The 24,400-nt window shown below is 59.5% G+C and carries 29 protein-coding genes; 7 read left to right on the forward strand and 22 right to left on the reverse strand.

Going from position 1 to position 24,400, the window contains the following annotated elements; all coding sequences use genetic code 11:
• The first annotated feature begins 198 nt into the window (after nt 1-198).
• The gene (locus ACR9ZQ_RS22610; protein WP_310378831.1) at nt 199-2,118 is read left to right on the forward strand and encodes an O-linked N-acetylglucosamine transferase, SPINDLY family protein; all 1,920 of its coding nucleotides are present in this window, start codon (nt 199-201) and stop codon (nt 2,116-2,118) included.
• 106 nt (nt 2,119-2,224) lie between these two features.
• On the opposite strand, the gene fliP is transcribed toward ACR9ZQ_RS22610, so the two are convergent.
• From fliP to flgF, 13 genes are all read right to left on the reverse strand, one after another.
• Entirely contained in the window at nt 2,225-2,962 is a 738-nt protein-coding gene (gene fliP, locus ACR9ZQ_RS22615; protein WP_007816083.1) for a flagellar type III secretion system pore protein FliP, read from the reverse strand.
• Complete coding sequence (locus tag ACR9ZQ_RS22620) at nt 2,959-3,462, reverse strand: flagellar basal body-associated FliL family protein (RefSeq protein ID WP_310378834.1); 504 nt, start codon at nt 3,460-3,462, stop codon at nt 2,959-2,961. Before ACR9ZQ_RS22620 ends, fliP begins: the two co-directional genes overlap by 4 nt.
• Nucleotides 3,463-3,474: 12 nt before the next feature.
• Complete coding sequence (gene flgH, locus ACR9ZQ_RS22625) at nt 3,475-4,188, reverse strand: flagellar basal body L-ring protein FlgH (protein ID WP_310378836.1); 714 nt, start codon at nt 4,186-4,188, stop codon at nt 3,475-3,477.
• Nucleotides 4,185-4,724: a MotE family protein gene (locus ACR9ZQ_RS22630; protein WP_310378838.1), complete on the reverse strand. Its 540-nt coding sequence runs from the start codon at nt 4,722-4,724 to the stop codon at nt 4,185-4,187. The genes flgH and ACR9ZQ_RS22630 overlap by 4 nt, the downstream gene beginning before the upstream one ends.
• Nucleotides 4,721-5,842, reverse strand: coding sequence for a flagellar basal body P-ring protein FlgI (locus ACR9ZQ_RS22635; RefSeq protein WP_310378840.1), 1,122 nt, complete (start codon nt 5,840-5,842; stop codon nt 4,721-4,723). Before ACR9ZQ_RS22635 ends, ACR9ZQ_RS22630 begins: the two co-directional genes overlap by 4 nt.
• Nucleotides 5,839-6,321, reverse strand: a complete 483-nt coding sequence (gene flgA / locus ACR9ZQ_RS22640) for a flagellar basal body P-ring formation chaperone FlgA (RefSeq protein WP_310378842.1) — start codon at nt 6,319-6,321, stop codon at nt 5,839-5,841. The genes ACR9ZQ_RS22635 and flgA overlap by 4 nt, the downstream gene beginning before the upstream one ends.
• A 16-nt stretch (nt 6,322-6,337) precedes the next feature.
• A complete protein-coding gene (gene flgG / locus ACR9ZQ_RS22645) occupies nt 6,338-7,126 on the reverse strand; it encodes a flagellar basal-body rod protein FlgG (RefSeq protein WP_310378844.1) in 789 nt (262 codons plus the stop codon).
• Between the two features lie 19 nt (nt 7,127-7,145).
• On the reverse strand, nt 7,146-7,487 hold the full coding sequence (gene fliE / locus ACR9ZQ_RS22650) for a flagellar hook-basal body complex protein FliE (RefSeq protein WP_310378846.1): 342 nt from the start codon (nt 7,485-7,487) through the stop codon (nt 7,146-7,148).
• Nucleotides 7,487-7,906 carry a flagellar basal body rod protein FlgC gene (gene flgC / locus ACR9ZQ_RS22655; protein WP_310378848.1) on the reverse strand — a complete coding sequence of 140 codons (420 nt, stop codon included), beginning with the start codon at nt 7,904-7,906 and terminating at the stop codon, nt 7,487-7,489. The genes fliE and flgC overlap by 1 nt, the downstream gene beginning before the upstream one ends.
• A gap of 4 nt (nt 7,907-7,910) precedes the next feature.
• Entirely contained in the window at nt 7,911-8,303 is a 393-nt protein-coding gene (gene flgB, locus ACR9ZQ_RS22660) for a flagellar basal body rod protein FlgB (protein WP_007816099.1), read from the reverse strand.
• Nucleotides 8,304-8,473: 170 nt separating this feature from the next.
• Nucleotides 8,474-9,016 (reverse strand): hypothetical protein, encoded by a 543-nt coding sequence (locus ACR9ZQ_RS22665; protein ID WP_007816102.1) that lies wholly within the window; start codon nt 9,014-9,016, stop codon nt 8,474-8,476.
• Between the two features lie 2 nt (nt 9,017-9,018).
• Nucleotides 9,019-10,419: a flagellar protein export ATPase FliI gene (fliI, locus tag ACR9ZQ_RS22670; protein ID WP_310378852.1), complete on the reverse strand. Its 1,401-nt coding sequence runs from the start codon at nt 10,417-10,419 to the stop codon at nt 9,019-9,021.
• Nucleotides 10,420-10,434: 15 nt separating this feature from the next.
• Entirely contained in the window at nt 10,435-11,169 is a 735-nt protein-coding gene (gene flgF / locus ACR9ZQ_RS22675; protein ID WP_310378854.1) for a flagellar basal-body rod protein FlgF, read from the reverse strand.
• A gap of 249 nt (nt 11,170-11,418) precedes the next feature.
• Between flgF and motA the strand changes: the two genes are divergently transcribed.
• The 6 genes from motA to ACR9ZQ_RS22705 all read left to right on the forward strand — a co-directional run bounded on the left by motA (nt 11,419) and on the right by ACR9ZQ_RS22705 (nt 16,655).
• Nucleotides 11,419-12,291, forward strand: a complete 873-nt coding sequence (gene motA / locus ACR9ZQ_RS22680) for a flagellar motor stator protein MotA (protein ID WP_037071050.1) — start codon at nt 11,419-11,421, stop codon at nt 12,289-12,291.
• Entirely contained in the window at nt 12,292-13,239 is a 948-nt protein-coding gene (locus tag ACR9ZQ_RS22685; protein WP_310378857.1) for a FliM/FliN family flagellar motor switch protein, read from the forward strand. It abuts the gene before it with no gap.
• A 66-nt stretch (nt 13,240-13,305) separates the two neighbouring features.
• Complete coding sequence (gene fliN, locus ACR9ZQ_RS22690) at nt 13,306-13,932, forward strand: flagellar motor switch protein FliN (RefSeq protein ID WP_310378859.1); 627 nt, start codon at nt 13,306-13,308, stop codon at nt 13,930-13,932.
• Between the two features lie 28 nt (nt 13,933-13,960).
• Nucleotides 13,961-14,998, forward strand: a complete 1,038-nt coding sequence (gene fliG, locus ACR9ZQ_RS22695) for a flagellar motor switch protein FliG (RefSeq protein ID WP_481428842.1) — start codon at nt 13,961-13,963, stop codon at nt 14,996-14,998.
• A gap of 131 nt (nt 14,999-15,129) precedes the next feature.
• Complete coding sequence (gene flhB / locus ACR9ZQ_RS22700; protein ID WP_310378862.1) at nt 15,130-16,209, forward strand: flagellar biosynthesis protein FlhB; 1,080 nt, start codon at nt 15,130-15,132, stop codon at nt 16,207-16,209.
• Nucleotides 16,210-16,214: 5 nt separating this feature from the next.
• Entirely contained in the window at nt 16,215-16,655 is a 441-nt protein-coding gene (locus tag ACR9ZQ_RS22705) for a hypothetical protein (RefSeq protein ID WP_007816117.1), read from the forward strand.
• Nucleotides 16,656-16,720: 65 nt separating this feature from the next.
• On the opposite strand, the gene visR is transcribed toward ACR9ZQ_RS22705, so the two are convergent.
• The 9 genes from visR to ACR9ZQ_RS22750 form a co-directional block, all read right to left on the reverse strand.
• Entirely contained in the window at nt 16,721-17,467 is a 747-nt protein-coding gene (visR, locus tag ACR9ZQ_RS22710; protein ID WP_481428843.1) for a transcriptional regulator VisR, read from the reverse strand.
• Nucleotides 17,468-17,475: 8 nt separating this feature from the next.
• Entirely contained in the window at nt 17,476-18,222 is a 747-nt protein-coding gene (visN, locus tag ACR9ZQ_RS22715) for a transcriptional regulator VisN (RefSeq protein WP_310378866.1), read from the reverse strand.
• Nucleotides 18,223-18,824: 602 nt separating this feature from the next.
• Nucleotides 18,825-20,519 (reverse strand): flagellar basal-body MS-ring/collar protein FliF, encoded by a 1,695-nt coding sequence (gene fliF / locus ACR9ZQ_RS22720; protein ID WP_310378868.1) that lies wholly within the window; start codon nt 20,517-20,519, stop codon nt 18,825-18,827.
• A 114-nt stretch (nt 20,520-20,633) separates the two neighbouring features.
• Nucleotides 20,634-21,023 (reverse strand): chemotaxis protein CheT, encoded by a 390-nt coding sequence (cheT, locus tag ACR9ZQ_RS22725; RefSeq protein WP_310378869.1) that lies wholly within the window; start codon nt 21,021-21,023, stop codon nt 20,634-20,636.
• Between the two features lie 16 nt (nt 21,024-21,039).
• Complete coding sequence (cheD, locus tag ACR9ZQ_RS22730; RefSeq protein WP_007816127.1) at nt 21,040-21,594, reverse strand: chemoreceptor glutamine deamidase CheD; 555 nt, start codon at nt 21,592-21,594, stop codon at nt 21,040-21,042.
• The gene (locus ACR9ZQ_RS22735) at nt 21,591-21,980 is read right to left on the reverse strand and encodes a response regulator (RefSeq protein WP_007816129.1); all 390 of its coding nucleotides are present in this window, start codon (nt 21,978-21,980) and stop codon (nt 21,591-21,593) included. Before ACR9ZQ_RS22735 ends, cheD begins: the two co-directional genes overlap by 4 nt.
• Entirely contained in the window at nt 21,980-23,026 is a 1,047-nt protein-coding gene (cheB, locus tag ACR9ZQ_RS22740; RefSeq protein ID WP_310378872.1) for a protein-glutamate O-methylesterase CheB, read from the reverse strand. Before cheB ends, ACR9ZQ_RS22735 begins: the two co-directional genes overlap by 1 nt.
• A complete protein-coding gene (gene cheR / locus ACR9ZQ_RS22745; RefSeq protein ID WP_310378874.1) occupies nt 23,023-23,934 on the reverse strand; it encodes a protein-glutamate O-methyltransferase CheR in 912 nt (303 codons plus the stop codon). The genes cheB and cheR overlap by 4 nt, the downstream gene beginning before the upstream one ends.
• Nucleotides 23,931-24,398 carry a chemotaxis protein CheW gene (locus ACR9ZQ_RS22750; protein ID WP_007816136.1) on the reverse strand — a complete coding sequence of 156 codons (468 nt, stop codon included), beginning with the start codon at nt 24,396-24,398 and terminating at the stop codon, nt 23,931-23,933. Before ACR9ZQ_RS22750 ends, cheR begins: the two co-directional genes overlap by 4 nt.
• Nucleotides 24,399-24,400 lie beyond the last annotated feature (2 nt).

The following is a 24,400-nucleotide window of genomic DNA, read 5'->3' on the forward strand; positions in this document are numbered from 1 at the left end:
GTTGTTTGAATTCTATTTTGACGTGTCGGCGTTTCTCGGAAAGCGAGCATTCAACCGCACCGGTTTCAAGCAAGCTTCGAATGCCAGTATGGCAGAAGCCGGGATAGTATCGGAGGGTAACCTGCATTCTGCGGGAGCCTGACTGCTTATCCCGTCGATCACATTTCATGCCGGAACATTTCCTCACGGAGTTAGGTTTTGAACAGCAAAGTTTCGTTCTCGGCGGCATCCCGGGATTATCAGGCGGGCCGCTATACACAGTCCCTCGCGACGCTCAACCAGCTCATCGATACCCAGAAGGATGCCAAGACTTACGCTCTCCTGGCCAAGAACCTGCTGCAACTCGGCTTCAAATCCGACGCGGCCAAGGCTTATGGCCTAGCGGCCGACTGCGCACCCCAAGGCGCCTTCGAATTCCTGAAGACTGCCGCAAAGCTGCACCTGGAGGCCGGCAACGAGGACGACGCCCTGCTGATCGCGATGCGCAATCTCGGCAAGGCGCAGGAGGATGCGGAACTCGCGTTCATTATCACGACGATCTATGTACGCCGGCAGCGGCGGGATCTGCTGCGCCCTTTCAAGAAGATCCTGTCCGAAAGCATGAACCCGGATCATATGCGTCTCGCCGCGCTGCTGCTCAGCGACGACCTCATGGACGAGACGAACCAGCAGCTCGCCCGCAACCTCTTCCGGCGCTTCCCGGGCAACCTCGCCTTCCGTTTTCTGTATCTCGTCTGCGTGCGCGAATTCAACGAATTCGATGAGGCGAACAAACATCAGGCGCCTATCGACGCCGCCCTTGCCAAGGGCGAGGTCGATACGCTGAGGAAGGACAACCCGTTCTATCATCTGCATTGGTGCGGCAACGAGGATTTCAATCGTTATGCGACGATCGGCACGCAGCCGCTGGACCCGGTGCGCGTGGGTTATCGACGCGGTCTGCCGCATATCTGGTCCGACAAGATCCGCATCGGCTATATGTCCTCGGACTTGTGGGACGGTCACGCGACGATGAAGCTGCTGCAGCGGGTTCTCGAGCTTCATGATCGCAACCGGTTCGAAATTACGCTCTTCGATCACACGCAACCCGAGTTTCTGGAGAAGAACGTCACCGATCGCAGCCGGTGGGGCAAGATCGTCGATACATACGGCCTGTCGGACGCAGCTGTCCTGAATGCCGTTCGCGCCGAGAACATCGACATCATGGTCGACCTCAAGGGCCACACCTCAGGAAGCCGCGCCTCGTCCTTCAATCAGCCGCTGGCGCCGATCCAGGTGGCGTGGCTGGGTTTCCCCGGCAGCACGCTCAATGTCGACCTCGACTATGTCATCGGCGATCACTCGGTGCTGCCTGACATCGCCAAGCCCTTCTATCACGAGAAATTCCTGCGCATGCCGGAAAGCTACCAGCCGAACGACCCGGCTAACCGTCCCCGGCCAAAGCCGGTGACGCGCGAGGAGCTCGGCCTTCCGGAAGACGCCTTCATTTTCGCCTCGTTCAACGGTAACCGAAAGATCACTTCCGAGGTGGTCGATAGCTGGTGCAGGATCCTCAAGCGCGCACCAAACAGCGTGCTCTGGCTGATGGCAAATACGCCTCGCAACAAGGACAATCTGCTGCAACGCTTCCAGGCCAACGGTATCTCAGCGAAGCGGATCATCTTCTGCCCGCGTGCGCCCTATGAGCTGCATATCAGCCGCCAGCAGGCAGCCGATCTCGGTATTGATACTTTCCCGGTCAACGGTCACACCACCACCTCGGAACAGCTATGGGGTGGTCTGCCGGTGCTGACGATGAAAGGCACTAATTTCGCCTCACGCGTCAGCGAAAGCCTGCTGAGGGCCATCGATCTGCCGGAACTCGTCGCCGACGACCTCCAGGCCTATGAGGATCTCGCCGTCGAGCTCGCGCTCAATCCGGGACGCGTCGCCGACTATAAGAGCCACCTGAAGGAAAAGCGCTTTATCGCGCCGCTCTTCGATGCCGAACGTTTCTGCCATCATCTGGAGCGCGGCTACGAACTGATGATCGAGCGGAGGAAAAACGGCCTCACCCCTGATCATATCGACGTTCCGGCCCTGCCGCCGCGCACCGAGCCTTTCGGCTCGAACGATTGAGGCGATCGCCTTTTGCAAATAACAAAACCCGCCGGAGCGATCCGGCGGGTTTTGCATTTGAGAGAGAAGCAATGCAGCGGGCTGTTGGTAAAGCAGTCCTTACCCGTCAGCTGAAGGAGCGCACCAGACTGCCTACCAGCAGGTTCCAGCCGTCGATCAACACGAAGAACAGGATCTTGAACGGCAGCGAGATCGAGGTCGGTGGCAGCATCATCATACCCATCGCCATGGTAATCGTTGCAACGATCAGGTCGATGACGAGGAAGGGCAGGACGATGAGGAAGCCGATTTCGAAACCGCGCCGGATCTCCGAGATCATAAAGGCGGGAAGGAGGATGCGGTAGTCGATCGGCTCGGTCGTCTGGATATTCTGGCCGCGCTCGCGGGCCAGATCGGCAAAGAGCGCCAGATCCTTGTCGCGGGTATTGGCAGACATGAAGGTGCGGAACGGCTCGGCAATTCGCTGAACCGCGGTCGCCTCATCGATCTGATTGGCAAGCAGCGGCTGAACGCCGTCCTGCCAGGCCTTATCGAAGGTCGGCGACATGACGTAGAAGGTCATGAACAGCGAAAGCGAGAGAAGGATCATGTTCGAGGGGGTCGACGACAGGCCCATACCCGAACGCAGGATCGAAAAGGCAATGATGAAGCGCGGGAAGCTCGTCACCATGATGAGGATACCCGGCGCAACCGAAAGCACGGTCAGCAGGCCGAATGTCCTGATGATCCAGGCGGCGACAGAGCCGTCGACCGGGATATTCAACAGATCAGTCGGCAGCTGCTGGGCTACCGCCAGTTCCGGCACCGCCATCATGGCGGCAAGGAAAACTATAAGTCGAATCATTCGATGACAAAGGTCCTGAACATGACCTTCGATACGCGCCCTTGAGAGCGAAGGTCAACACGTTCCTGGATGTCATCCTTGAGATATTGAAAGCCGCGCGGCCCTTCGATCTGCTGAAGGGAAATGGTCCTGACATAAGCGAGGATATCCTGGTGAATATCCTCGGCGACCTTGACATCCGGCGGCCCGTTGAACATCAGCGCCACCTCGAGTCGGATCCAGTTTTCCGAGGGATAAGCGAGGTTCGAGGTAACCGGATCGAGCAGCACAATGTTGTTGGCTTCGTTCGCGATTTTCGGAAGACCGCCCTCGGCCTTCTTCTTGGCCTCGGCCTCTTTCGCCTGTTCAGCCTCCGCGGCGCTGCGGATGTTCGGGGCCACCATGTTGCCGACCGCCCAGCCGCCGCCGGCGCCGACGAGCGTCAGCACGGCAAGGCCGATGATCGTCATCACCATGCCGCTCGACTTCTTTTTGCCTTCGCCTGTTTCGTTGTCTGCCATCTTGGTTCAGCCTCAAAGCGGCGAGAAGAGATCGACGGCCTGCTGGCCGCGCGGCGGCTGCTGCACTTCCATCAGGCGGCCACGGCCACCATAGGAAATGCGGGCTTCGGCGATCTTGTCGTAGGAGATCTGGTTGTCGGAATTGACGTCCTGCGGACGTACGATACCGGCGACGTTGAGGATACGCAGTTCCTGGTTCAGGCGAACTTCCTGCGAACCGCTGATAACCAGGTTGCCGTTTTCGAGAATGCCGGTGACAACAGCGGCAACCAGAAGGTTGAGCTTGTCCGTGCGCTCGATCTTGCCCTTGCCGTCCGTGCTCGTGTCGGAGCCGTAGGTCAGATCCGTCTTGGACTGCGGCGTCCAGCCGAAGATCTGGGCGTTGACATCCCAGTTCATGCCGCTGGAATTGGTGCGGCTGCGGTTGGTCTCGTTGTCGAAGGACCCCTTGTCGTTGATCTGGATATCGACCGTCAGGATGTCGCCGACGTTGAGCGCGCGCGCATCCTTGAAGAGCGCGGCCTGCGAATCGCTCCACAGCGAATAACCTTGGGCGACGGCACGCGGCTGCTTCGGATAGAGCGCCATCTGCGGCGTCTGGCCGTAGGCGAGACCGCTGCCGATCGGGCTCATGGCAGGCGCGCGGCCGATCTCGTTGACTGCCGTGGACTGGCAGCCGGCAAGGAGGGCGACGGCGGCGATCACAGCCGGTAAACGCTTATTCATGAAGGATCCTTCGAGGTATTGGGATCAGACGCACTAGCTATAATGCCGGCGATGGTTGCGGCCTTGGTGGAATCCATCTCGTTCAGGATCAGGCTGGACTGGCGCGGCCCGAGCCGCATGATGACGGCGGCGGCCAGTTCGGGCCTGACGTCCTGCAGCTGCAGGGCTGCAGCATCCGGCTTCATCTTCTTGTAGATATCGGTCAGGCCGGCCTCGGCCTGTTTGAGGAAATCATCGCGCCGCTTCAGCCAGTCCTGGTATTCGGCCTTGCGCTTGTCCATCTCGGCAACGCGGCTGTCGATATCAGCGCGCAGCTTCTCGAGCTCCTGTTTCTGCAGGAGATAGCGCTGATCACGGGCCGGATCGGCAATATTCGTGCAGAACTGCTTGACCTCGTCCGTCGAGGTGATGTCGCCTGCCGGCGCCACTTCCTGGGCGAAGGCGCCGGGAATGGAAAGCAGCACGAGGCCTGCGGCCGGCAATGCCAGCCGGCGCAACAGTTCGACGATCGGGTTCCGGTTCGTGATCTTGCTCATTGCAGCACAAGCTCCGCCTGCAGGGCGCCTGCAGATTTAATGCCCTGGAGAATGGCGATGATGCCATCCGGTTTGACGCCGATATTGTTTAGACCGGCAACGAGGGTGCGCAGATCAGGACCGTCGATGATCGCAACCCGTCCGCCCGTTTTCTGCGCCTGGATATCCGTCTGCGGCTGGACAGCGGTCTCGCCGCGCGAGAAGGGCTCCGGCTGGATGATCTGCGGCGTTTCGGTTACCTGCACGGTCAACGTGCCGTAGCTGACGGCGACCGGCGAGACACGGACATCGGAGCCGATGACGATCGTGCCGGTGCGTTCGTTGATGACGACCTTGGCCGGCGTGTCGGTTTCGACCACGAGGTTTTCGATATCGGCCATCAGGCGCGTAAGATCGGCCTCGCGCGGCTTCTCGATGACGACTTCCTGCGAATCCTTGGCTTCCGCGACCGGACCACCGAAGCGTGCCTTGGCGTAGCCGTTGACGATATCAGCAATGCGGATCGCGGTGGAAAAGTCCGGGTTGCGGAGCTGCAGGACGAGATTGACCGAATCCTTGAAGCGGGACGGCAATTCGCGCTCGATGATGGCACCGCCGGGGACGCGGCCGGCCGTTGTCACACCCTCAGTCACGGTCGCGGCCTGTCCCTGCGCCTGAAAGCCGGTGACGATGGCGGCGCCCTGCGCAACGGCATAGATCTGGCCGTCAGCGCCCGACAGCGAAGTCATGACGAGCGTGCCGCCGCGTAGCGAAGTCGCATCGCCGAGCGAGCTGACCGTCACATCGATTCGGCTGCCGGGGCTTGCGAAGGGCGGCAGGTTGGCGGTGACCATGACGGCCGCCGTATTCTTGGCGTTCGACTGGCTGCCCTGCGTGGAGATGCCGAGGTTCTGCAGCATCGCGCGCATGGACTGCTCGGTGAAAGGCGAAGCACGGAAACCGTCACCGGTTCCCTGCAGGCCGACGATCAGACCGTAGCCGATGAGCTGGTTGTCGCGGCCGGCCTGAAGCGAGGCAATATCCTTGATGCGGGACGTCAGCGCCCATGCAGGCGCGACATCGGTCAGGCTCATCGCCAGAACCGCAACCAAGCTCAGGATACGAAAGAAGAACTTCATTTTGCCCTCACATGGACCGTACCGTCAGCGAGCACGGTGCCGCTGACGATGACGCCGGAATCCATATTGCGTGCACGGATCATCTGGCCGGTCGCACCATCTTCAAGAGGCGAGCCGGCAGCGGAAATGGTCATCTGGCCAAGCTGGAAGACCAGGCGGATATTGGAACCGCGCGTGACCGTATAGGGCTCGCGCAGGGCGGAGATCGAAATCGTCCGCCCCGGCAGGAGCGTGCGCTTGGAAACCAGACCCTCGACCTGGGAGACCGACTTTGCATAGTCTCCGGCGAGGTTGGGATTGGTGACCTCGACTTCCTGAAGCTGAGCGCTCGAAATCGTGTCGCCGGGATAGATGATCGTCGTGGGGACGACGGCATAACCCATGCCGGCATCCGCTGCTGCCGGCATGACCATGCCGGCGATTGCGATCGTGGCCGCAGCCACCCATCCTTGGATGTGTCCTGCCCGGCGAAACATCATGTTCGGCCCTTCCCTCTTACTTCAGGTTCTTGCTGACGATGGATGCCATTTCATCAGCTGTCGTGATCACCTTGGAATTCATTTCATAAGCGCGCTGGGCCGATATCAGCTCGGTGATTTCCTTGACCGGATCGACGTTCGAGGATTCAAGGTAGCCCTGCTTGAGGTAACCCATATTATCTTCGTCAGGATTGCCGATGACCGCTTCGCCGGATGCCGGCGTTTCCTGGAAGAGGTTGTCGCCAATCGGCTGCAGGCCTGCCTCGTTGACGAAGTCGGCGAGCGTAAGCTGGCCGAGCGTGGTCGGAGTGGTCTGGCCGGGCAGCTTGGCGGTGATTTCGCCGGAGCGGCTGATCGTCAGCTCGGTGGAGCCCTGCGGGATAGTGACGCCGGGGATGACTTCATAACCGTCGATGTTGACGAGCTGGCCCTGATCGTTCTTGTTGAGCGCACCGGCACGGCTATAGAGCGTCGTACCGTCCGTCGACTGGATCTGGAAGAATCCCTTGCCGACGATTGCGACGTCGAGGTCGTTGCCGGTCTGGGTCAATTCGCCCTGGAGATGCAGGTTGCGCACGGCCGAGGTCTGGACGCCGAGACCGATATTGGCGCCTTCGGGAACGACAGCCTGGTTGGCGCGGTTGGCAACACCCTTGGCGCGTTCGGTCTGATAGAGAAGGTCGGTGAACTCGGCGCGGGCGCGCTTGAAACCGGTCGTATTGATGTTCGCGATGTTGTTCGCGATGACTTCCAGGTTGGTCTGCTGGGCATCCATGCCCGTTGCTGCGATGGCGAGCGCTCTCATGTGTTCGTCCTCAAATCAGTTACATCTGCATCTTGGTGACTTCGAGGAAGGCCGAGACGACCTTGTCGCGAATGGCGATTGCAGTCTGGAGCGTCTGCTCCGCCTGCAGCATGGAATCGACGACTTCGCGCGTGGAAGCCGTGCCCTTGATGCCGGCAAAGGACATGTTTTCGGCGCCCTTAAGGCTGCTGACGGCTTCGGTCGCCATGTTGCCCATGACGGAGGCGAAGCTCAGGCCGTTGGATACGCCGGCCGCGGCAGACGAGGTCGCGGTCGAGGAGGAGGCGGAATTTTCGGTATCGATGGCGCCGAGGGCTCGGGTCATCGAGAGATTGCTTACATTCTGTACGCTGCTGATCATTATTGTCCGCTCTTCAGGAGATCGATCGTCGAGGAAATGAGGTCGCGAGTTTGCTTGATCGTCTGCAGATTGGCGTCATAGGAACGGTTGGCTTCGCGCATGTCGGCCATCTCGATCAGGATGTTGACGTTCGGCATCTTGACGATGCCCTTCTCGTCCGCGGCCGGGTTGCTCGGATCGTATTCCTTGGTGAAATCGCCTTCGTCCGTACCGATCTTCTTGACGTTGACGGTCTCGACGCCGCTGGTGCGATCCATCTGCTGGCCGAAGGTGATGGTCTTGCGGCGATAGGGATCGGCGCCAGGTGTGTCGCCAGTCGAACGGGCGTTGGCGATGTTTTCCGAGACGATACGCAGACGTGTCGACTGCGACTCGAGCCCGGAACCTGCGATTTTCATTGCTGCTGAAAGCGGATCCATGCGTCTACTTCCTTACGGTCATCAACATCATTCGATGAAAGGAACTGACAAGCGAGGTGTTCAGGTCGTACTGACGCTTGATCTCGCCCGATTTGGAGAGTTCTTCGGCCACACCGACGGTGTTGCCGGATTCCTGAACGCCGATTTCCTGGTCGAGCGCGGCGTCCTTCACGTCGATATCGCCGCTCGTGCTGAAATCGTTGCCGCTCAGATGCATCGGATTGGTGCGCGCCATGGTGACGTCCGACTGGTCGAGCACTGCCTGAAAAGGCGTCACGTCCTTCGCACGGAACTTCGGCGTGTTTGCATTCGCGATGTTGCCGGCAACAACCTCCTGACGAATCGTCAGCCATTCCGCCTGCTTTGAAGCCAAGTCGAAAAGTTGAATCGGTTGCATGAGAACTCTCCGTTTTTACTACGCCGAACCTAGGGCGGTAATCTTGCGTGGGACTTACGGTAAATGCAGGCTTTACAAGCCATTCTTCGAGATTACTTGCAGACAGTGACCAACCGCCGCCCGGCCGTTTCTCCGACAGAGCCTCGCAGCGATTCGTCTTTTTGCCTGAACTAGTTGTTCTGGTAGATCTCACCCTTGGAAGTAACGATTACCCACTTGCCGTCGCGCTGTTCCAATGTGGCAAGGCGGCTTTCGTCAGGCAGGATCGAGCCGACGCGCACGACATACATGCCCGAGGGATCTTCAATGAGCGCCCGACCGTTGGCCACGTGCAGCAGACGGAAAGAACCCTTGCCCGGGAAAGGCTGATCCTCCATCGAAGCGTCGCCGTTGCGCTCCTTGCCGAGCTCGGAAACGGTTGCCGTCGTCATATTGTCGATCGGCGGGACTTTCTTGCCTTCATCGTTCTTGTTGACCATGGCGAGCGGTGAAACGCTGAAGACGTTGCGCGCCGGCCAGTTCGGCAATTCACGAGAGGCATTGCTATCGGCGACGCTGATGCCGAACTTGTCCGCGTTGAAGAAGACATACCAGGGGAAGAAGGCGGAAGCGCCGGCAAGTGCCAAACCCAAAAAGGTCAGCGCGCGGTCGAGCAGCACTCCCTTGTTGCGCTCTTTCAGTGCGGCGATCCGTTCGTCTTCGAAATCGGCCATGATCAGGCCCTCCTTTGAATAGGCGCACTCGGAGTCGGTACGCCGGCGGCGGCCTTGAGAGCACCGGCAAGATCGGCGAAGGCATCAAGCGATTCGCGGTCTCCCGGAGATTGTTTCAGGACGTCATAGATGATCGGTACCTGCTTGACCGCCATGTCGAGATCGGCATCGGCGCCGGGACGGTAGCCGCCGATAAGGCGCAGGTCCCGTGTTTCCTCGAAGCGGTGGATCAGCACCTTGAGGCGGGAAACCAGCTTTTCCTGATCCGGAGTCCAGGCCTTGCGGGCAAGACGCGAGATGGATGCGAGCGGATCGATTGGCGGGTAGCGCCCCTCCTCCGCCAGGCTTCGCTGGAGAACGATGTGACCGTCGAGAATACCGCGGGTGGAGTCGGCGATCGGGTCGTTATGATTGTCGCCATCGACGAGGATGGAGATGATCGCGGTGATGGTGCCGGCGCCCTCCGGACCGGGACCGGCGCGCTCCAGAAGACGCGGCAGCTCGGTGAAGACGGAAGCCGGATAGCCGCGCGCGATCGGCGGCTCGCCCGAGGCGGTCGCCACCTCGCGAATGGCATGGGCGAAGCGCGTCACGCTATCGACGATGAAGAGAACGTTTTCGCCCTTGTCGCGGAAGTGCTCAGCGATCGTGACCGCCGTCAGCGGCGCCATCTTGCGCAGCATCGGGCTCTCGTCGCTGGTGGCGACGACGGCAATCGCCTTCTTCATATTGCTGCCGAGCGTATCCTCGATGAATTCGCGGACTTCGCGACCGCGTTCGCCGACCAGCGCGATCACCACCTTGTCGAAGGCGTCGGCGCGGGCCAACATCGACAGCAGCGTCGACTTGCCGACGCCGGAGCCGGCGAAAATGCCGAGACGCTGGCCGAGGCAGAGCGGCGAGAAGATATCGATCGCGCGCACGCCGGTCTTGAAGCCGTTTTCGACGCGCTGGCGCGTCATCGAAGGCGGCGCGGTATTTGAGATCGAACGGCGATCCAGGCCTTCGGTGATCGGGCCGAGACCGTCGATCGGCTCGCAGAGGGAATTGATGGTGCGGCCGCACCAGCTGTCCGACGGCGAGATGCGGAAGGCACCCTTGCGGATGACGATGTCATGGATGCCGATCGGCTCGCCCGGTTCGATCGGGCAGACGTAAACCAGGTCCGGCTCTACCCTGACCACTTCGCCAAGATGGACACCCGTCGCGGATTTATGCGCCACGAACTCGCCAAGCCGAACATGCCGGGAAAGGCCGCGGACGGTATAGTGGCCGGCGGCGATGGTATGCACGCGACCGCCATGGGTCACGGAGAATTCCGGCGACGTGTAACGCTTTGCAAGGTCGCCGAGATGTGTGAGCTTCGGCGAGAGAGCGTCCTCGGTCAACAGGGTGGTGTTCATGCTTCACACCCTGCCTCAGCGGCTGCCGCCCAGCGTCTGAACCGCTTCTTTGAAGGAGTCTTCGCTGTCGCGCATCAGCGACGATACGCTATCGAAAGCGCGATTCACCTCGATCAGCTGCGTCATCTCGTGCATCGCATTGACGTTGGAATTTTCCAGATAGCCCTGCTCGACACCGACATTGAAGCGGTCGACGACGGCGCGCGGCTGCTCGGTCGTCATGATGCCGCTGTTTTCGTAGCGCAGGTAACCCTTGCTGATATCGGCTTCGAAGAGGCCGAGTGAACCGACCTGGCGGTCATTCTGATAGATGATGCCATCAGTGCCGACCTTCGGCTCGCCGCCGGCGGTGTTGAGCACGACCGGTGCACCGCCTGCATCGAGAACCGGATAGCCGCGGATGGAAACCAGTTCGCCGGTATCACGCATCGTGAAGCGACCGTCCCTTGTCAGAACGCGGCCGGCGGGCGTATCGAGAGAGAACCAGGCATCGCCCTTGACGGCGAAGTCGAGCATGTTGCCGGTGTGCTGCATTTCGCCATGAGTGGTGTCCAGGTAGTCGTTGCCCTGGGAGACGAAGGCGACCTTGGTGTTCGTCTTGTTCTCGTTGTTCGCCAACATTTCATCGAACTTTACCTCGGTGCCGCGAAAACCGGTCGTGTTCACGTTGGCCATATTGTCGGCGATCGTCGTCAGGCGTTTCTCGAGAGCCATCTGCGACGACAGGGAAACGTAAAGACCGGATTGCATGTCGGTAAGCTCCACATTGGCGATAAACGGGACGAAACACCGGGCTCCTTTTAGTTCGGCCACGGGTTCCGCTGAGCGGCATCTCAGACATGGGCGCGCATAGGCCCACTCGTCACGTTCAATATGAAGGCAAATCCTTGCGCGAAGCTGGTAGCGCAAATGAATGCGCAAAAGCCGCGTTCATCAGCCTCACGCAAGGCACAAACCCTATCCGTCGCAAAGAAAAGCAACGTTCAGATTGGGCTGACGATGAATATTATTATCGGATTTGTAGTTGTCTGCGGCTGTATCGTCGGTAGCTTCATGGCCATGGGCGGCGAAGTCGATGCTCTTTTTCAGCCCTTCGAATTCCTGATCATCGGCGGCGCCGGCCTCGGCAGCTTCATCATGGCCAACCCCATGAAGGTGGTGAAGGACTCCGGCAAGGCGCTCGGAGAGGCCTTCAAGCACTCTGTTCCCAAAGAGCGCAACTATCTCGATACGCTCGGCGTGCTCTATTCGCTGATGCGCGACCTGCGTACGAAGTCGCGCAACGAAATCGAAGCGCATATCGACAATCCGGCGGAATCGACGATCTTCCAGCAGGCTCCGACGGTTCTAAAGAACAAGGAACTGACGGCCTTCATCTGCGACTACGTGCGTCTGATCATCATCGGCAACGCCCGCTCCCACGAGATCGAGGCGCTGATGGACGAAGAAATCAACACCATCCTTCATGACAAGATGAAGCCTTACCACGCGATCCAGATCATGGGCGATTCGTTCCCCGCTATCGGTATCGTCGCGGCGGTTCTCGGCGTCATCAAGGCCATGGCGCATATCAACGACTCGCCGGAAGTGCTCGGCCACCTCATCGGTTCGGCGCTCGTCGGCACATTCCTCGGCATTCTGCTTTCCTACTGCGTCTGCTCACCGCTCGTCTCGCAGATCAAGGTCGTCCGCTCCAAGCAGCACCGCCTCTACGTCGTCGTCAAGCAGACCCTGCTTGCCTACATGAACGGCTCGGTGCCGCAGGTCGCCCTCGAATATGGCCGCAAGACGATCTCGGCGTATGAACGCCCGTCGATCGACGCAGTGGAACAGGAAATGATGAACCCAGGTGGCGAAAACAAGGCAGCTTAAATGACTATGAGCAATGCTTCGCATGACAACCCGACAATGGATCCCGTCCTCCTTGCCAAATTGACCGGCGGTCTCGGCGACAAGGGCAGGGTTGCCAAGCTCTGCAGTTCCTTCAGCGATATCTACAGCGAATTCCTTCCTGATATCCTGAAGAGCGAAACCGGCCTCGACGTGACAGTCGGCTATCTCGGCTGCGAGATCGGCTACAAGAATCATCTGATCGACGATCTCAGCTCCAACATGACACTGGTCGATGCGACGCTGCGCAATTGGTCTCAGAACATCACCATCGCCTGTGGCAACAGTTTCATCATTACCCTGATGGAACATCTGCTTGGCGCTGCTGCCGAAACGATCGAGGAGCCGGCCGACCGGCTTCTCTCCGTTATCGAGATCGACCTCGCCGGCATGGTGTTCGACAAGATCTCCAAGGTGCTGCGTTCTGCCGTCAACGCGCCTGGCGGATTCGAGCCCAGCCTGTCGGCTCCCTTCGCTCTTGAAGCACGCATCCGTCCGCCGGAAGACCGTCCGGATGAATTCGCGGCGGCAATCAACATGTCGATCACGCTTGCCGGCATCACTTCCGAATTCAGCCTGATCGTCCCCCAGGCAGCGCTGCTCAAGACCAAGGTCTCTGCCCCGAAGCCGAAGAAGCAGCCGAGCAAGTCGCCGGAGTGGACGGAGCAGATCGGCGACCAGGTTCGCCGGTCGCAGGTGACCCTCGAAGCGAAGATCCGCCTGCAGGATTTGACGCTCAGAACGATTTCCAAACTGATGGCCGGCGACGTCATTCCTTTCCGCGACAGCGGCGACGTACGCGTCGAAGTCAGCGCCAACAGCCGAGAATTGTATGTGTGCGAGTTCGGGCGTTCAGGCGACAACTACATGGTGCGAGTGAAAGACACCATGAATTCGGATGATGAGCTGATCCGGCACTTAATGAATTAATCGGTTCTCTCGCTCTCAGGGCCACAAAGGCAGTTTGAGGCAAGTTTCAACTGGAATAGTGATTTCATGGCTACGAAGAAGACACAGCAGAATAGTGACCTCTCCCTGGACATGCCGGGCAATGAAGCCGATCTGGATCAGGCTATCGACGATCTGCGCGGCGTGCTGAAGAAAGATTCGGACGGCGACCTTCCGCAGTTCGGCGACGACCTGCAGAACGATGCTTTCGCAGCGGGAACGGACCTTTCGCCGTTCGGTGGTGATGCCGGCGAAACCTCCTTCGGCGGTGCCGATTTTGCAGGCGGCGATTTCGGGGGCGGTGATTTCGGCGACAATGCTGCCGGCATGGGCGCAGCAGGCTTTCCCAGCCTTGACGCCGCGCCGAGCTTCGGCGGCAATTCCTTCCAGTCCGCTCCGGCACCGCTCGGGAGCGCACTGAACTCGAACTTCGACCTGATCATGGACATCCCTATCGATGTCCAGATCGTGCTCGGGACGAGCCGCATGCAGGTTTCCGGCCTGATGAACCTCACCGAGGGTGCTACCATCGCGCTCGACAAGAAGATCGGCGAGCCGGTCGAGATAATGGTGAATGGCCGCAGGATTGCACGCGGCGAGATTACGGTTCTTGATAACGACGACACGCGATTCGGTGTAAAACTGATAGAAGTTTTGAGCACGAAAAAAGCCTGATCCCTGTGCGGGACGGAGAGGTTAGACCATGATGGACTTTGACGATTTCGGCGGCGCACTTGCCGGGAAACCGTTGACCCAGGCTGAAAAGGCGGCGGCAGTTCTTCTCGCTATGGGGAAGGGGGTCGCCGGCCGACTGCTGAAATATTTCACGCAGGCCGAGTTGCAGACCATCATCGGATCTGCCCAGGCGCTTCGCGCCATCCCGCCGGACGAGCTGCTTCAGCTCGTCGGCGAATTCGAAGATCTCTTCACCGAAGGCGCCGGTCTGATGGACAACGCCAAGGCGATCGAGGCCATCCTCGAGGAAGGGCTGACGCCTGACGAAGTCGACAGCCTGCTTGGCCGCCGTACTGCCTTCCAGGCCTACGAAACTTCCATCTGGGACCGTCTCGCCGAGGCGGAACCTGCCTTCGTCGCCCAGTTTCTGCTGCGGGAACATCCACAGACCGTTGCCTATATCCTGTCCATGATGCCGTCGTCCTTCGGCGCGAAGGTGCTGCTGCAGCTTCCCGACAACCGCCGCGCCGACATTATGAACCGCACGGTCAACATGAAGGGCGTCAGCCCGAAGGCCGCGCAGATCATCGAAAACCAGGTGATGACGCTGCTTGCCGAGATCGACGCGGAACGCAACGCATCGGGCTCCACCAAGGTCGCCGACCTAATGAACGAAATGGACAAACCGCAGGTCGACACGCTGCTCACCTCGCTCGAATCGATCAACCGCGAGGCGGTCAACAAGGTTCGTCCGAAGATCTTCCTTTTCGAAGACCTCATGTTGATGCCGCAGCGCAGCCGCGTGATGCTGCTCAACGATATCTCGTCCGACGTTCTCACCGTCGCACTGCGCGGCGCATCGGCCGAAATCCGCGAATTGGTCCTTTCCTCCATCAGCCCGCGCCAGCGCCGCATGATCGAATCGGATCTGCAGAGCGGCATGGCCGGCGTCAATCCACGCGAGATCGCGATTGCGCGGCGCGCCGTCGCGCAGGAAGCGATTCGCCTGGCCAATGCCGGCCAGATCGAGCTCAAGGAAAAGGAAGGCGGCCCGGCCGCCGCCTAAACGATCGCAGTTGTTGACAAGCCCCCTCGCCCACAAGGCGGCGGTTGATCAGCAGCACGCACAAGACTACCCTTCGGTGAAATGGGCCGCGCTCCAGTCGCGGCCTTTTTCTTTGACGGAGGGCCGCAGACTTGGCCGATGAAGACAAGGACAGCAAAACAGAAGCCCCTACCGCGAAAAAGCGGTCTGATGCTGCCGAAAAAGGTAATACCCCCCACTCGCGTGAAATCTCGATCTTCACGACGATTCTGGCGACCTTCATCTATCTCGTCTTCTTCCTTCCCGACGCGACGTCACACATGGCCGAGACCCTGCGTGACGTCTTCGAGCAGCCAGATCAGTGGAAGATCGAGACCGGACCTGACGTCATCTCGCTCTTTGCGAAGCTCGGCTGGGCTATGGCTGCGCTTCTGGCCCCTGCCTTCATCATGTTCATTGTGTTCGGCATCGCCTCGTCCGTCTTTCAGAACCTGCCGACGCCGGTTCTCGAACGCATCCGTCCGCAGGCCTCGCGTATTTCACTGATCAAGGGATGGTCGCGGCTCTTCAGCCTTCAAGGCCTCGTCGAATTCGGTAAGTCGCTGTTCAAGGTGGTGGTGGTCGGAGTGATTCTCTTCTTCGTCCTCAGAAGCGAATATTTCGGCTCGATCGATGCGATGTTCTCCGATCCGCAGACGATCATGGTTCGTATGATGACGGCGATGCGCAAGATCATCATCGTCATGCTGGTCGCCACCGCGATCGTTGCGATCGCCGACGTCTTCTGGACGCGTTATCATTGGTTCACCGAACTGAAGATGACGAAGCACGAGATAAAGGAAGAAAATAAGCAGTCGCAGGGCGACCCCTTCGTCAAGAGCAGGCAGCGCTCAGTCATGCGTGACCGCGCCCGCCGACGCATGATCGCCAGTGTCCAGCGTGCCACCCTCGTCATCGCCAACCCGACGCACTATGCCGTAGCGCTGCGCTACGTACGCGAAGAAAACGATGCACCGGTCGTCCTTGCCAAGGGCCAGGACCTTATTGCGTTAAAAATCAGAGAGATCGCCGAGAAGAACGACATCCCTGTCTTCGAGGATCCACCTCTCGCACGCTCCATGTTTGCGCAAGTCTCGGTGGATAGTGTCATACCGTCAGTCTTCTATAAGGCCGTCGCGGAACTCATTCATCGGGTTTACGCCGCGGAGGCCAAGAACAAACGGGTAAGATAAGTCGAATGAAAAAATGCCCCTACTCTGCCCAGCGTGAAAAAATCCTTGCAGAAGCGATCAGCCCGGTCGCAACCGAGCTCAGGCTTCTGGACGCATCCGATCTCATTTCTCTGCTGCGTTTCGAGTATTACGGCAATCTCGCCGACCTCGTCGCTTCCGCAGCGGAACTGTTTTTCCATCCCGGCACTGTCAACTTCGGCCTGGGGGGAAATTATACGCTGGAATGGGGCGGCAAGCCCGAAGTTGTGCTCGATCTCGAAATCAAGCCGCGCGGCGTGACCGTCTATGCGCAGCTGACACTCGCCGAAGATCATGCCGGCATCGAGATCAATCATATTTCCTTCCAGAACGCCTCCAGCGATCCGGACACAAACACGGCTTTTCTCCAAAGAAGCCTGCACGAAGCGCGCTATATCGTGGCAAAGCCGCAGGCGCTCGCCGGCTAAAGCATTTCCGTTTGAGAATATCAGGCCCGGCCCGCAAGGCGCCGGGCTTTGCCGTTCTCAGAGCCCTAGCTGATGTAGCCGAGACGTATTGCCTTCGCGATCGCCTGAATACGGTTGACCGAATTGAGTTTGATGGTCGCCGAGCCGAGATAAGCGTTCACCGTGTGGACGGACAGGCCGAGCTTGTCGGCGATTTCTTCGCTGATACGGCCGTCGCCCGCAAGCTGAAGGCAGGCGATCTCACGTTCGCTCAGCGCTTCGGTCGCCGCCGCACGCCGCTCATCGAGCGACAGCAGGTCCATCATGACATTGCAGCACCGGCCATGCAGCTCGATGATCGTATCGCTCGACGGATCGATATCGTCGCCGGTGAAAAGCACGAAGCCATTGCCGATGGCGCCAAGGCGCACTGGAAATGCGAGACCGGAGAAAGGCACCATGCCGTCTTTCAGCCTCACCATGAAGGGAGAGAAGTCGGCAGGACCAGGAGCTGCACGATCGTGGCTGCCGGCCCAGAACAAGGGCAGCAGCGAGCGATCGATATGGTCGAGCAGAGCCTCGCCATGGGCATCGACGAAACCCTTGCCGAAGCCGGCATTCGAGGGACTCCAGTTTTCCAGCTCGCAGATCAGTCGCTGCTTTGCCGGTATGCCGGAGCCGGTGACACGAAAAACGGCGAAGCCTTGCGCATCCGCGAGCTTCTGCATGGCAATCAGGCGCGGGAAAAGGTCAGACCGGCTGGAAATCCTGTTCACACGTACCATGCGCATCTGGTCCGTGTTGCCTAGCGCCCTGCCTGGATGATGGCCCATAATTTCCCTCAGACGAGATTGTTGCGAACGGCGAAGGCTATCGCCTCGGAACGCGTCTTCGTTGCAGTCTTCCGCATCACGCTGGTGATATAATTATTGATGGTATTCCGGGAGATGCCGAGGATCATGGCGATCTCGTCGCTTGTCTTGCCTTCCGCAATCCAGAAGAGGCACTCGAGCTCCCGGTCGGTCAGTTCGAAATCGCGATCGACCTTCGTGCCCCCGCACCGAAGGAAGCTTGCGAAATAGCCTGCAAGCAGGCCTACGTCGCGGAGACGTTCCGGCGAAAGAACGAAACCTTCCCTGAACAAGAACATCAGCACCAGGCGAGAGCGGCCGACATTCAAGGTCAGCGAGCAATATTGGCGGCTCGCACCATGCGGCACATCGGCGCTGTCCGGCAGGAGTGCGAAGCCCGGCTGCAGCACCTGCATGCACTTCTCGAATTCAGTCGAGCGCGCATAACCCACGACCAGGTCATTGGCGACCTCCTTCACCAGATCGAAAGGCCAGTCGGACGAAACGATAAAGTCCAGACCGCTTTCCTGGATGAGATCGCAGCGCGCCATCAGATAGTGCATGGCGCCGACATACTCGGTCAGCGCCAGCAAGCCGGCATGCAATTTACCGGTTTCGGCGATGACGCGAAGGCGATCGATCAGTTCGTCGCGCGGCAAAAGATCCGGCACATTGGCGCCGACGAAGTTCGCCATCTGCTGCTCGCCTTTATTCGCCTGAAATATGTCCATATCCATTGGCAGTAACCTGCGGCTGAGAAACTGTCGGTTCTCGCAAAGAAGTTCGGTTTTTGTGAAAGGGATTCAAACACATGCCCCACGCGAATCCCACTTCGAATCACTTAAGGGTAAGCCAACCATCGTAAATCACCATCTCCGACTTCTGGGGATTTACTTTTGCGACCTTCCATGCGGTGATTCGATCACCACTCCACTCTCGCGAAGATGTATAAAACTAGGATGATTCTGGCATTGGCCGCAATGTTTCTCACCTTATGCGCGAGTGACACTGAGCGGAATTATCGGTCTGAATGACGTAATTATCACAGTTCCGGCCAAGGAAGTGCCGCAACGGAAAGCCCCGGTAGAAGCAGATTTCAAACGCGCGAAAGCAACGACCTGTTGTTCTACTGGAGACATACTTGCGCCATCCGCCTTATGCACGGCTTGAGCATCATGCGAAGGGCGTCATCCCGCTGCCTGGCGATCTCTACATCAGAACTCTCTGCAATAGAGTAACCGGCTCCTTACGAGCCGGTCACGAGTTCCGGTAACGTTCTTGTTACCGGCCGATGTATCCACAGACGAGAAAGAAAAAGGCCGGTTTCCCGGCCTTTTCATTATGCAGCTTCGTCGATGGCCCATTTCCTGAGAATCTTCGCGGCGCGCTCCTCGTTGATCTCCACCATACGGGCGAGCTTGCGTTCCGGACCTTCCTTGACGCGGCGGTTGAAGTTGCCGTCGTCGTCGCCGAGACTGAGCAGATCCTCGGTGCTGTCGAAGCCGAAGTCGGAGCCGAAGCCATCCATCAGCGCGCCGCCCGCAGAAGCGCCTGCCGGTGCGAAGTCCGGCAGTTCCAGGCCAGCCGATTCCGGAGTGGCGTCGCCGAAAACTGCGGCGGATGAACCCGAGCCGTTGACGGTGCGGATGAGAGGACGCACACCCAGCCAGACCACCACGAAGGCGACCGCGACGAAGGCCAGCGAGTTGATGATGCCGGCGAGATTGCGGCTCAGCATGTCCATGACATGGACGCCGTTGTTGGCATCGTCAAGGAGCTGGTTTTCGAGGAAGTCCATTGCGGTGACGGTGACGACGTCACCGCGGTTGGTATCGAGGCCAGCGGCCGAGGCGACGATGCTTTTCATCTCTGCGAGATAGGCGTCGATCTTGGCCTGGTCTGCCGGTTCGCCCACCATCTTGGCGATGCGGCCCTTGTTGACGACGACGGCGACCGAGAGCTTTTCGACCCGGTAGCTGTTGCGCGTCGTGGCCGTGGTCTTGCTGTTGATTTCGTAGTTGGTCTGCTCTTCGCGCTTGTCGGACTTGTCCTGCGACTGCGGGCCGGTCGCGCCACCAGCGTCAGGTGCAGCCTGCGGAATGTTCTGCTCGACCGTCGTCGCGTTGTCAGCCTGGTTCTGCTGCGACTGCTGGGCTTCTTTGGTGGAGCGGACCGAGCGCTCGACCTTGGATTCCGGATCGTAGGTGGTTTCCTGGATCTGTTGGGCGTCGGTGTTCAGATTGGCAGTTACGCTGGAGCGGAAGTTATCCATGCCGAGGAAGGGGGCGAGCGCCTTATCGATGTTCGATTCGACTTCCTGCTGGACGTTCTGGACGATATTGAGCGAGCGGTTCAGCGTACCGTTGGAGGCGTCATCGCCGGAGGCGAGAAGCTGGCCGGCGGAATCGAGGATCGTCACGTCAGCGACATCAAGCCCCGGCACGGCCGAGGCGACGAGGTGGCGGATCGAGGTGGCGGCGTTTCGCCCTGTCGCGGCACTGGCGCGAATCATGACGGAGGCCGTCGGCTTCTGTTCGGCCTTCCGGAAATTGCCGACCTCGGGCATGACGATGTGAACGCGTGCGGCGGTGATGCCCGAGATCGATTGAATGGTGCGGGCGATTTCACCTTCGAGGGCGCGGACGCGGGTCACTTCCTGCATGAAGGAGGTGAGGCCGAGCGAACCGACATTATCGAAGAGCTCGTAACCGGCATTCGCGCTGTTCGGCAGGCCGCGTTCGGCAAGCAGTAGCCGGGCCTTGCCCGTCATGCCCGCTGGTACGGTGATGCTGGAGCCGTCCGTTCCAACCTGGAAATCGACGTTGCTTTCGGCGAGCGCCATGCTGATCTGGTTAAGATCAGGCGTGTCCAGGCCGACATAAAGCGTTTCCTGGGCCGGTTTGTTGACGAAAATTGCGGCCGCCAGGATGATTGCGATGGAAGCGGCGCCGACCCCACCAAGGATCATCAAACGCGTCCGCCCAAGCGAACCAAAGTTCTTAATAATCTGAACTAATTGATTTAACAGATTCATTCTGTTCTCGCACGATCCGTCAAAGACAAAGCAGGCTTATTGCCTCATTTGACGAATAGACGCCGAAACTTGTGCGAGCGTTTCGTTCAGCGCATGCAGGAATGAATTACAATATCAGAAGAAATCGAAGTCGCCGGCCGCCTTGCTGAGCGGCTGGGAGTGGCCGTGACGGGTACCGCCGCCGAGGGCTTTCTGCATTTCGGCAAGCTTGACGAGGCTCAGCGCTGTTGCGACATCGATCGACCAGTTCTGCGGAATTTCACCGGTGATGGTGTCGATGAATTCGGCCAGACCGCGCGATTTCTGCACGGCGAGATCGATGCCCTGCATCACCTTCATGCTATCAGGGGAATTCAGGATTTCCGAGCCGCCCAGTTCGATCAGCTGAGGCTCGATCCGTTCCATCAGGTAGGCAACGTCGTGAAGCTCGGAGACAATGCGCATCAATATGTCGCTCAGCGCCTCGACCGGCGCCGGCGGCTCGATGATCGGTGTAAAACTCATATAAAAATCCTCGCCATCAAAAGAATTCGATACTGGTCTCGGCGGGCTTCTGCGGAGCGGCGGGACGCTGCTCGAGAGCGACGGTTTTCTGCGTTTCGGCGCCGGTCAGGGGGTATTGCCGGGCACGGCCGGACACCGGCCAATATTCGATCTTGCGTCCATGCTCACCGCCGGTGCTGGAGCTGACCACCGGAATGCCTTCATCCCGAAGAAACTGCACGGCGAAGGCGGCGTTCTGCTCGCCGACATTCGAGAATGTCGAGATCGTCTTCGCTCCTCCGAAGATCTTGGCCTCCAGCCGGTCGCGTCGCGCGCCCTTTTTCAGGAGGCCGTTGATCAACAGTTCCATGAGATGCACGCCGTATCGCGTGGCATCGCCGCCGGTCATCGGGGTGTTGCCTGTCCCCGGCAGCAGGAAGTGGTTCATGCCGCCGACACCGGCGACGGGATCTCTGAGGCAGGCTGCCACGCACGAGCCAAGGATGGTCGTGAGCACCGCATCCGGGTCGCTCAGGACCTTATATTCACCCTGAATGATGTGCACGCGGCGGGCCGCACCCTCAGTGATCATTTCAGGGCTCCAAACACGGCTTCGATAGCCGCTTTCATCTTTTCGATGGTGAAGGGCTTGGCCAGAACGTTGTTTGCGCCGAGCTGCGCTGCTTTGGTCACCAGCGCACGGTCGCCCTGTGCGGTGAGGATGATAAAGGCCGCCTTCTTGGTGTTCGGATTGCTGCGGACTGCCTGCAGGAAGCCGATGCCGTCCATCTTCGGCATGTTGAAGTCCGAGATCACGAGGTGGTGGGGTTGCTCCGCCATGATCTTCATACCCTGCTCGCCGTCGCCGGCAGAGGTGATCTGCTTGAAGCCGAGCTGCGTCAGCGCGTCGCTGAGTAGCAGGCGGCTCGTAACCTGATCGTCAACGATCAGAACTTTGATTTTCTCCGCGATCGACATTATTCGGTCCCTTCCTTTCGGGCGGCTGTCATTTTCAATATTTCTTCGCCGATGGCAGCAAGCGGGAGCTGCTGTTCAACTGCGCCAAGTTCGTAGGCAACTCTTGGCATTCCGTAAACAACGCAGGTTTTTTCGTTCTGACCGAGCGTTCTGGCCCCTGCATGTCGCATTTTTAACAACCCGGCGGCCCCGTCGCGACCCATGCCGGTGAGGATCACGCCGACGGCATTGCGTCCGGCGAGTTCGGCAACCGAATCGAAGAGCACATCGACCGATGGACGATGGCCATTGACCGGCCCCCGCTCGACCAGCCGGCAACAGGGCGCCGATGTATTGGAGACCTGCAGGTGACGCTCGCCGCCAGGCGCAAGATAGACCTTGCCGATCTCGAGACGGGCGCCATCGGTCGCTTCTTCCACGACCGGCGCACAGAGGCGGTTCAGCCGTTCGGAAAAGCTCTTGGTGAAGGTCGGCGGCATATGCTGGGTGATGACGGTCGGCGGGCAGTTCGCCGGGAATTTCTGCAGCACGGCGATCAGGGCTTCCACGCCACCGGTCGAAGAACCGATCGCCACGATCTTGCGGCCGACGCGGAAATCGGCAACTGCGAGCGGCGTGACGGCGGCAGACTTGGCCGGCTTGGCGAAATTGCGCTGCGTGCGGGCGGCGGCCTTTACCTTCTCGACGAGGTCGCCGAAGGGGCGCGGCTCGCCCGGCTGCGGCTTGCCGACGCAATCGAAGGCACCGATTTCAAGGGCTGCGAGCGTCGCCTCCGCGCCGCGATGCGTCATGGTCGAAACCATGATGACGGGCATGGGCCGAAGGCGCATGATCTTTTCGAGGAAGTCGAGGCCGTTCATGTTCGGCATTTCGATATCCAGCGTTAAGACATCGGGGTTCAGCCGCTTGATCGCCTCGCGCGCCTCCAGAGCGTCGCCGGCCTGGCCTATGACGTTGACTTCGGGATCCGAACTCAAGACGGCCGAGATCAGGCCGCGCATGGTCGGCGAGTCGTCAACGACGAGAACTCTTGCCGGAGCGCTCATGCCTTCCTCCCGATACCCTTGGTCGTATAGCGATAGGTGGTGATGCCGATATTGTCGAAGACGTGCTTGGCCTCGCCCGAGACGCGCTCGGAATGGCCGATATAGAGATGGCCACCCTCCGGCAGCAGGCCGGCAAAGCGCTGCCAGATCTTCATCTGGGTCGGCTCGTCAAAGTAGATTACGACATTGCGGCAGAAGATGACGTCGAACTTGCCCTTGAACGGCCACTGGGCCATCAGGTTCAGTTCGTTGTAGGTGATGAGGCGCTTCACGCGGTCGTCGACCTGGAACTTGCGGCGTCCCTGCATCTCGACCTCGGTAAACCATTGCTTACGCATGGCAGGCGAGACGGTTTCCAGCGCGTTTTCGTCGTAGGCGCCGGCCCGGGCGATCGCCAGGATCTTCGGGTCGATGTCGGTCGCGAGAATCTTGAAGTCGTAGTCGGCAGCGTTCGGCATCATTGACAGAACGGTCAGCGCGATCGAATAGGGCTCCTGCCCATCCGAGGACGCAGCAGACCAGATGCGGACACGGCCGCCGGCGCGCGCGCGGTTCAGAAGATCGGGCAGCACATGGTCGCGCAAGTGTTCGAAATGATGGTTTTCGCGGAAGAAACGCGTGAAGTTTGTCGTCAGGTGTGACAGCATCTCGCGCCGGGCGGCAGCACCTGCCGGAGAAGCGACAAGCTCGCAATATTCGCGAAACCCCGAAAGGCCTAGATTGCGGATGTGCTTCGACAGACGAGAGTAGACCAGCGAGGCCTTCGTCTCATTGAGATAGATTCCGGCATCCGCATAGATCATGGCGGCGATTTCCGAGAGATCGCGGCGCGTCAGCGGGTATTCCCCGCTCGCCAGAACCTCGTCAGCACCAGACTGCCTCTGATCTTTTACGCCAAGTGCGTTCATGCGGCTTCGCTTTCGGTGTCGGGGAACAGGGCTTCGAGTTCGATCAGGCAGATCATTCGCTTTTCGATGGAGAGAATGCCGCGGGCGAACTGACGCTGCAGGTCTGAGGAGATCTCGGGCGTGGGCTGGATGTCATCTTCATTGACGGTCAGAATGTCGGAAACAGCGTCGACCAGCAGGCCCACCGTTTTGCGGCGGACCTGGGCGACGATGATGACGTGGCGGGCGGTCGGATCGACCGGCTTCATGCCGAGCCGGCCCGACAGATCGATGATCGGCAACACCGCGCCACGCAGGTTTATGACGCCAATCATATAAGATGGCGAATGCGGCATCGCGGTTGCCGGGGTCCAACCTCGGATTTCGCGGACTGCCATGATGTTCACGCAGAATTCCTGATCGCCGATGCGAAATGCGATAAGCTCGTTTCCGCCCAGGGTCAGATTTTTTGCCGTGTACGACATTG

This window comes from Rhizobium sp. KNZ14-9A (assembly GCF_056755015.1).

Excerpts from the sequence above, each read along its gene's own strand:
- fliP (WP_007816083.1), bottom strand. The coding sequence starts at position 2,962 with ATGATTCGACTTATAGTTTTCCTTGCCGCCATGATGGCGGTGCCGGAA.
- ACR9ZQ_RS22620 (WP_310378834.1), bottom strand. The coding sequence starts at position 3,462 with ATGGCAGACAACGAAACAGGCGAAGGCAAAAAGAAGTCGAGCGGCATG.
- flgH (WP_310378836.1), bottom strand. The coding sequence starts at position 4,188 with ATGAATAAGCGTTTACCGGCTGTGATCGCCGCCGTCGCCCTCCTTGCC.
- ACR9ZQ_RS22630 (WP_310378838.1), bottom strand. The coding sequence starts at position 4,724 with ATGAGCAAGATCACGAACCGGAACCCGATCGTCGAACTGTTGCGCCGG.
- ACR9ZQ_RS22635 (WP_310378840.1), bottom strand. The coding sequence starts at position 5,842 with ATGAAGTTCTTCTTTCGTATCCTGAGCTTGGTTGCGGTTCTGGCGATG.
- flgA (WP_310378842.1), bottom strand. The coding sequence starts at position 6,321 with ATGATGTTTCGCCGGGCAGGACACATCCAAGGATGGGTGGCTGCGGCC.
- flgG (WP_310378844.1), bottom strand. The coding sequence starts at position 7,126 with ATGAGAGCGCTCGCCATCGCAGCAACGGGCATGGATGCCCAGCAGACC.
- fliE (WP_310378846.1), bottom strand. The coding sequence starts at position 7,487 with ATGATCAGCAGCGTACAGAATGTAAGCAATCTCTCGATGACCCGAGCC.
- flgC (WP_310378848.1), bottom strand. The coding sequence starts at position 7,906 with ATGGATCCGCTTTCAGCAGCAATGAAAATCGCAGGTTCCGGGCTCGAG.
- flgB (WP_007816099.1), bottom strand. The coding sequence starts at position 8,303 with ATGCAACCGATTCAACTTTTCGACTTGGCTTCAAAGCAGGCGGAATGG.
- ACR9ZQ_RS22665 (WP_007816102.1), bottom strand. The coding sequence starts at position 9,016 with ATGGCCGATTTCGAAGACGAACGGATCGCCGCACTGAAAGAGCGCAAC.
- fliI (WP_310378852.1), bottom strand. The coding sequence starts at position 10,419 with ATGAACACCACCCTGTTGACCGAGGACGCTCTCTCGCCGAAGCTCACA.
- flgF (WP_310378854.1), bottom strand. The coding sequence starts at position 11,169 with ATGCAATCCGGTCTTTACGTTTCCCTGTCGTCGCAGATGGCTCTCGAG.
- motA (WP_037071050.1), top strand. The coding sequence starts at position 11,419 with ATGAATATTATTATCGGATTTGTAGTTGTCTGCGGCTGTATCGTCGGT.
- ACR9ZQ_RS22685 (WP_310378857.1), top strand. The coding sequence starts at position 12,292 with ATGACTATGAGCAATGCTTCGCATGACAACCCGACAATGGATCCCGTC.
- fliN (WP_310378859.1), top strand. The coding sequence starts at position 13,306 with ATGGCTACGAAGAAGACACAGCAGAATAGTGACCTCTCCCTGGACATG.
- fliG (WP_481428842.1), top strand. The coding sequence starts at position 13,961 with ATGATGGACTTTGACGATTTCGGCGGCGCACTTGCCGGGAAACCGTTG.
- ACR9ZQ_RS22705 (WP_007816117.1), top strand. The coding sequence starts at position 16,215 with ATGAAAAAATGCCCCTACTCTGCCCAGCGTGAAAAAATCCTTGCAGAA.
- visR (WP_481428843.1), bottom strand. The coding sequence starts at position 17,467 with ATGGGCCATCATCCAGGCAGGGCGCTAGGCAACACGGACCAGATGCGC.
- visN (WP_310378866.1), bottom strand. The coding sequence starts at position 18,222 with ATGGATATGGACATATTTCAGGCGAATAAAGGCGAGCAGCAGATGGCG.
- fliF (WP_310378868.1), bottom strand. The coding sequence starts at position 20,519 with ATGAATCTGTTAAATCAATTAGTTCAGATTATTAAGAACTTTGGTTCG.
- cheT (WP_310378869.1), bottom strand. The coding sequence starts at position 21,023 with ATGAGTTTTACACCGATCATCGAGCCGCCGGCGCCGGTCGAGGCGCTG.
- cheD (WP_007816127.1), bottom strand. The coding sequence starts at position 21,594 with ATGATCACTGAGGGTGCGGCCCGCCGCGTGCACATCATTCAGGGTGAA.
- ACR9ZQ_RS22735 (WP_007816129.1), bottom strand. The coding sequence starts at position 21,980 with ATGTCGATCGCGGAGAAAATCAAAGTTCTGATCGTTGACGATCAGGTT.
- cheB (WP_310378872.1), bottom strand. The coding sequence starts at position 23,026 with ATGAGCGCTCCGGCAAGAGTTCTCGTCGTTGACGACTCGCCGACCATG.
- cheR (WP_310378874.1), bottom strand. The coding sequence starts at position 23,934 with ATGAACGCACTTGGCGTAAAAGATCAGAGGCAGTCTGGTGCTGACGAG.
- ACR9ZQ_RS22750 (WP_007816136.1), bottom strand. The coding sequence starts at position 24,398 with ATGTCGTACACGGCAAAAAATCTGACCCTGGGCGGAAACGAGCTTATC.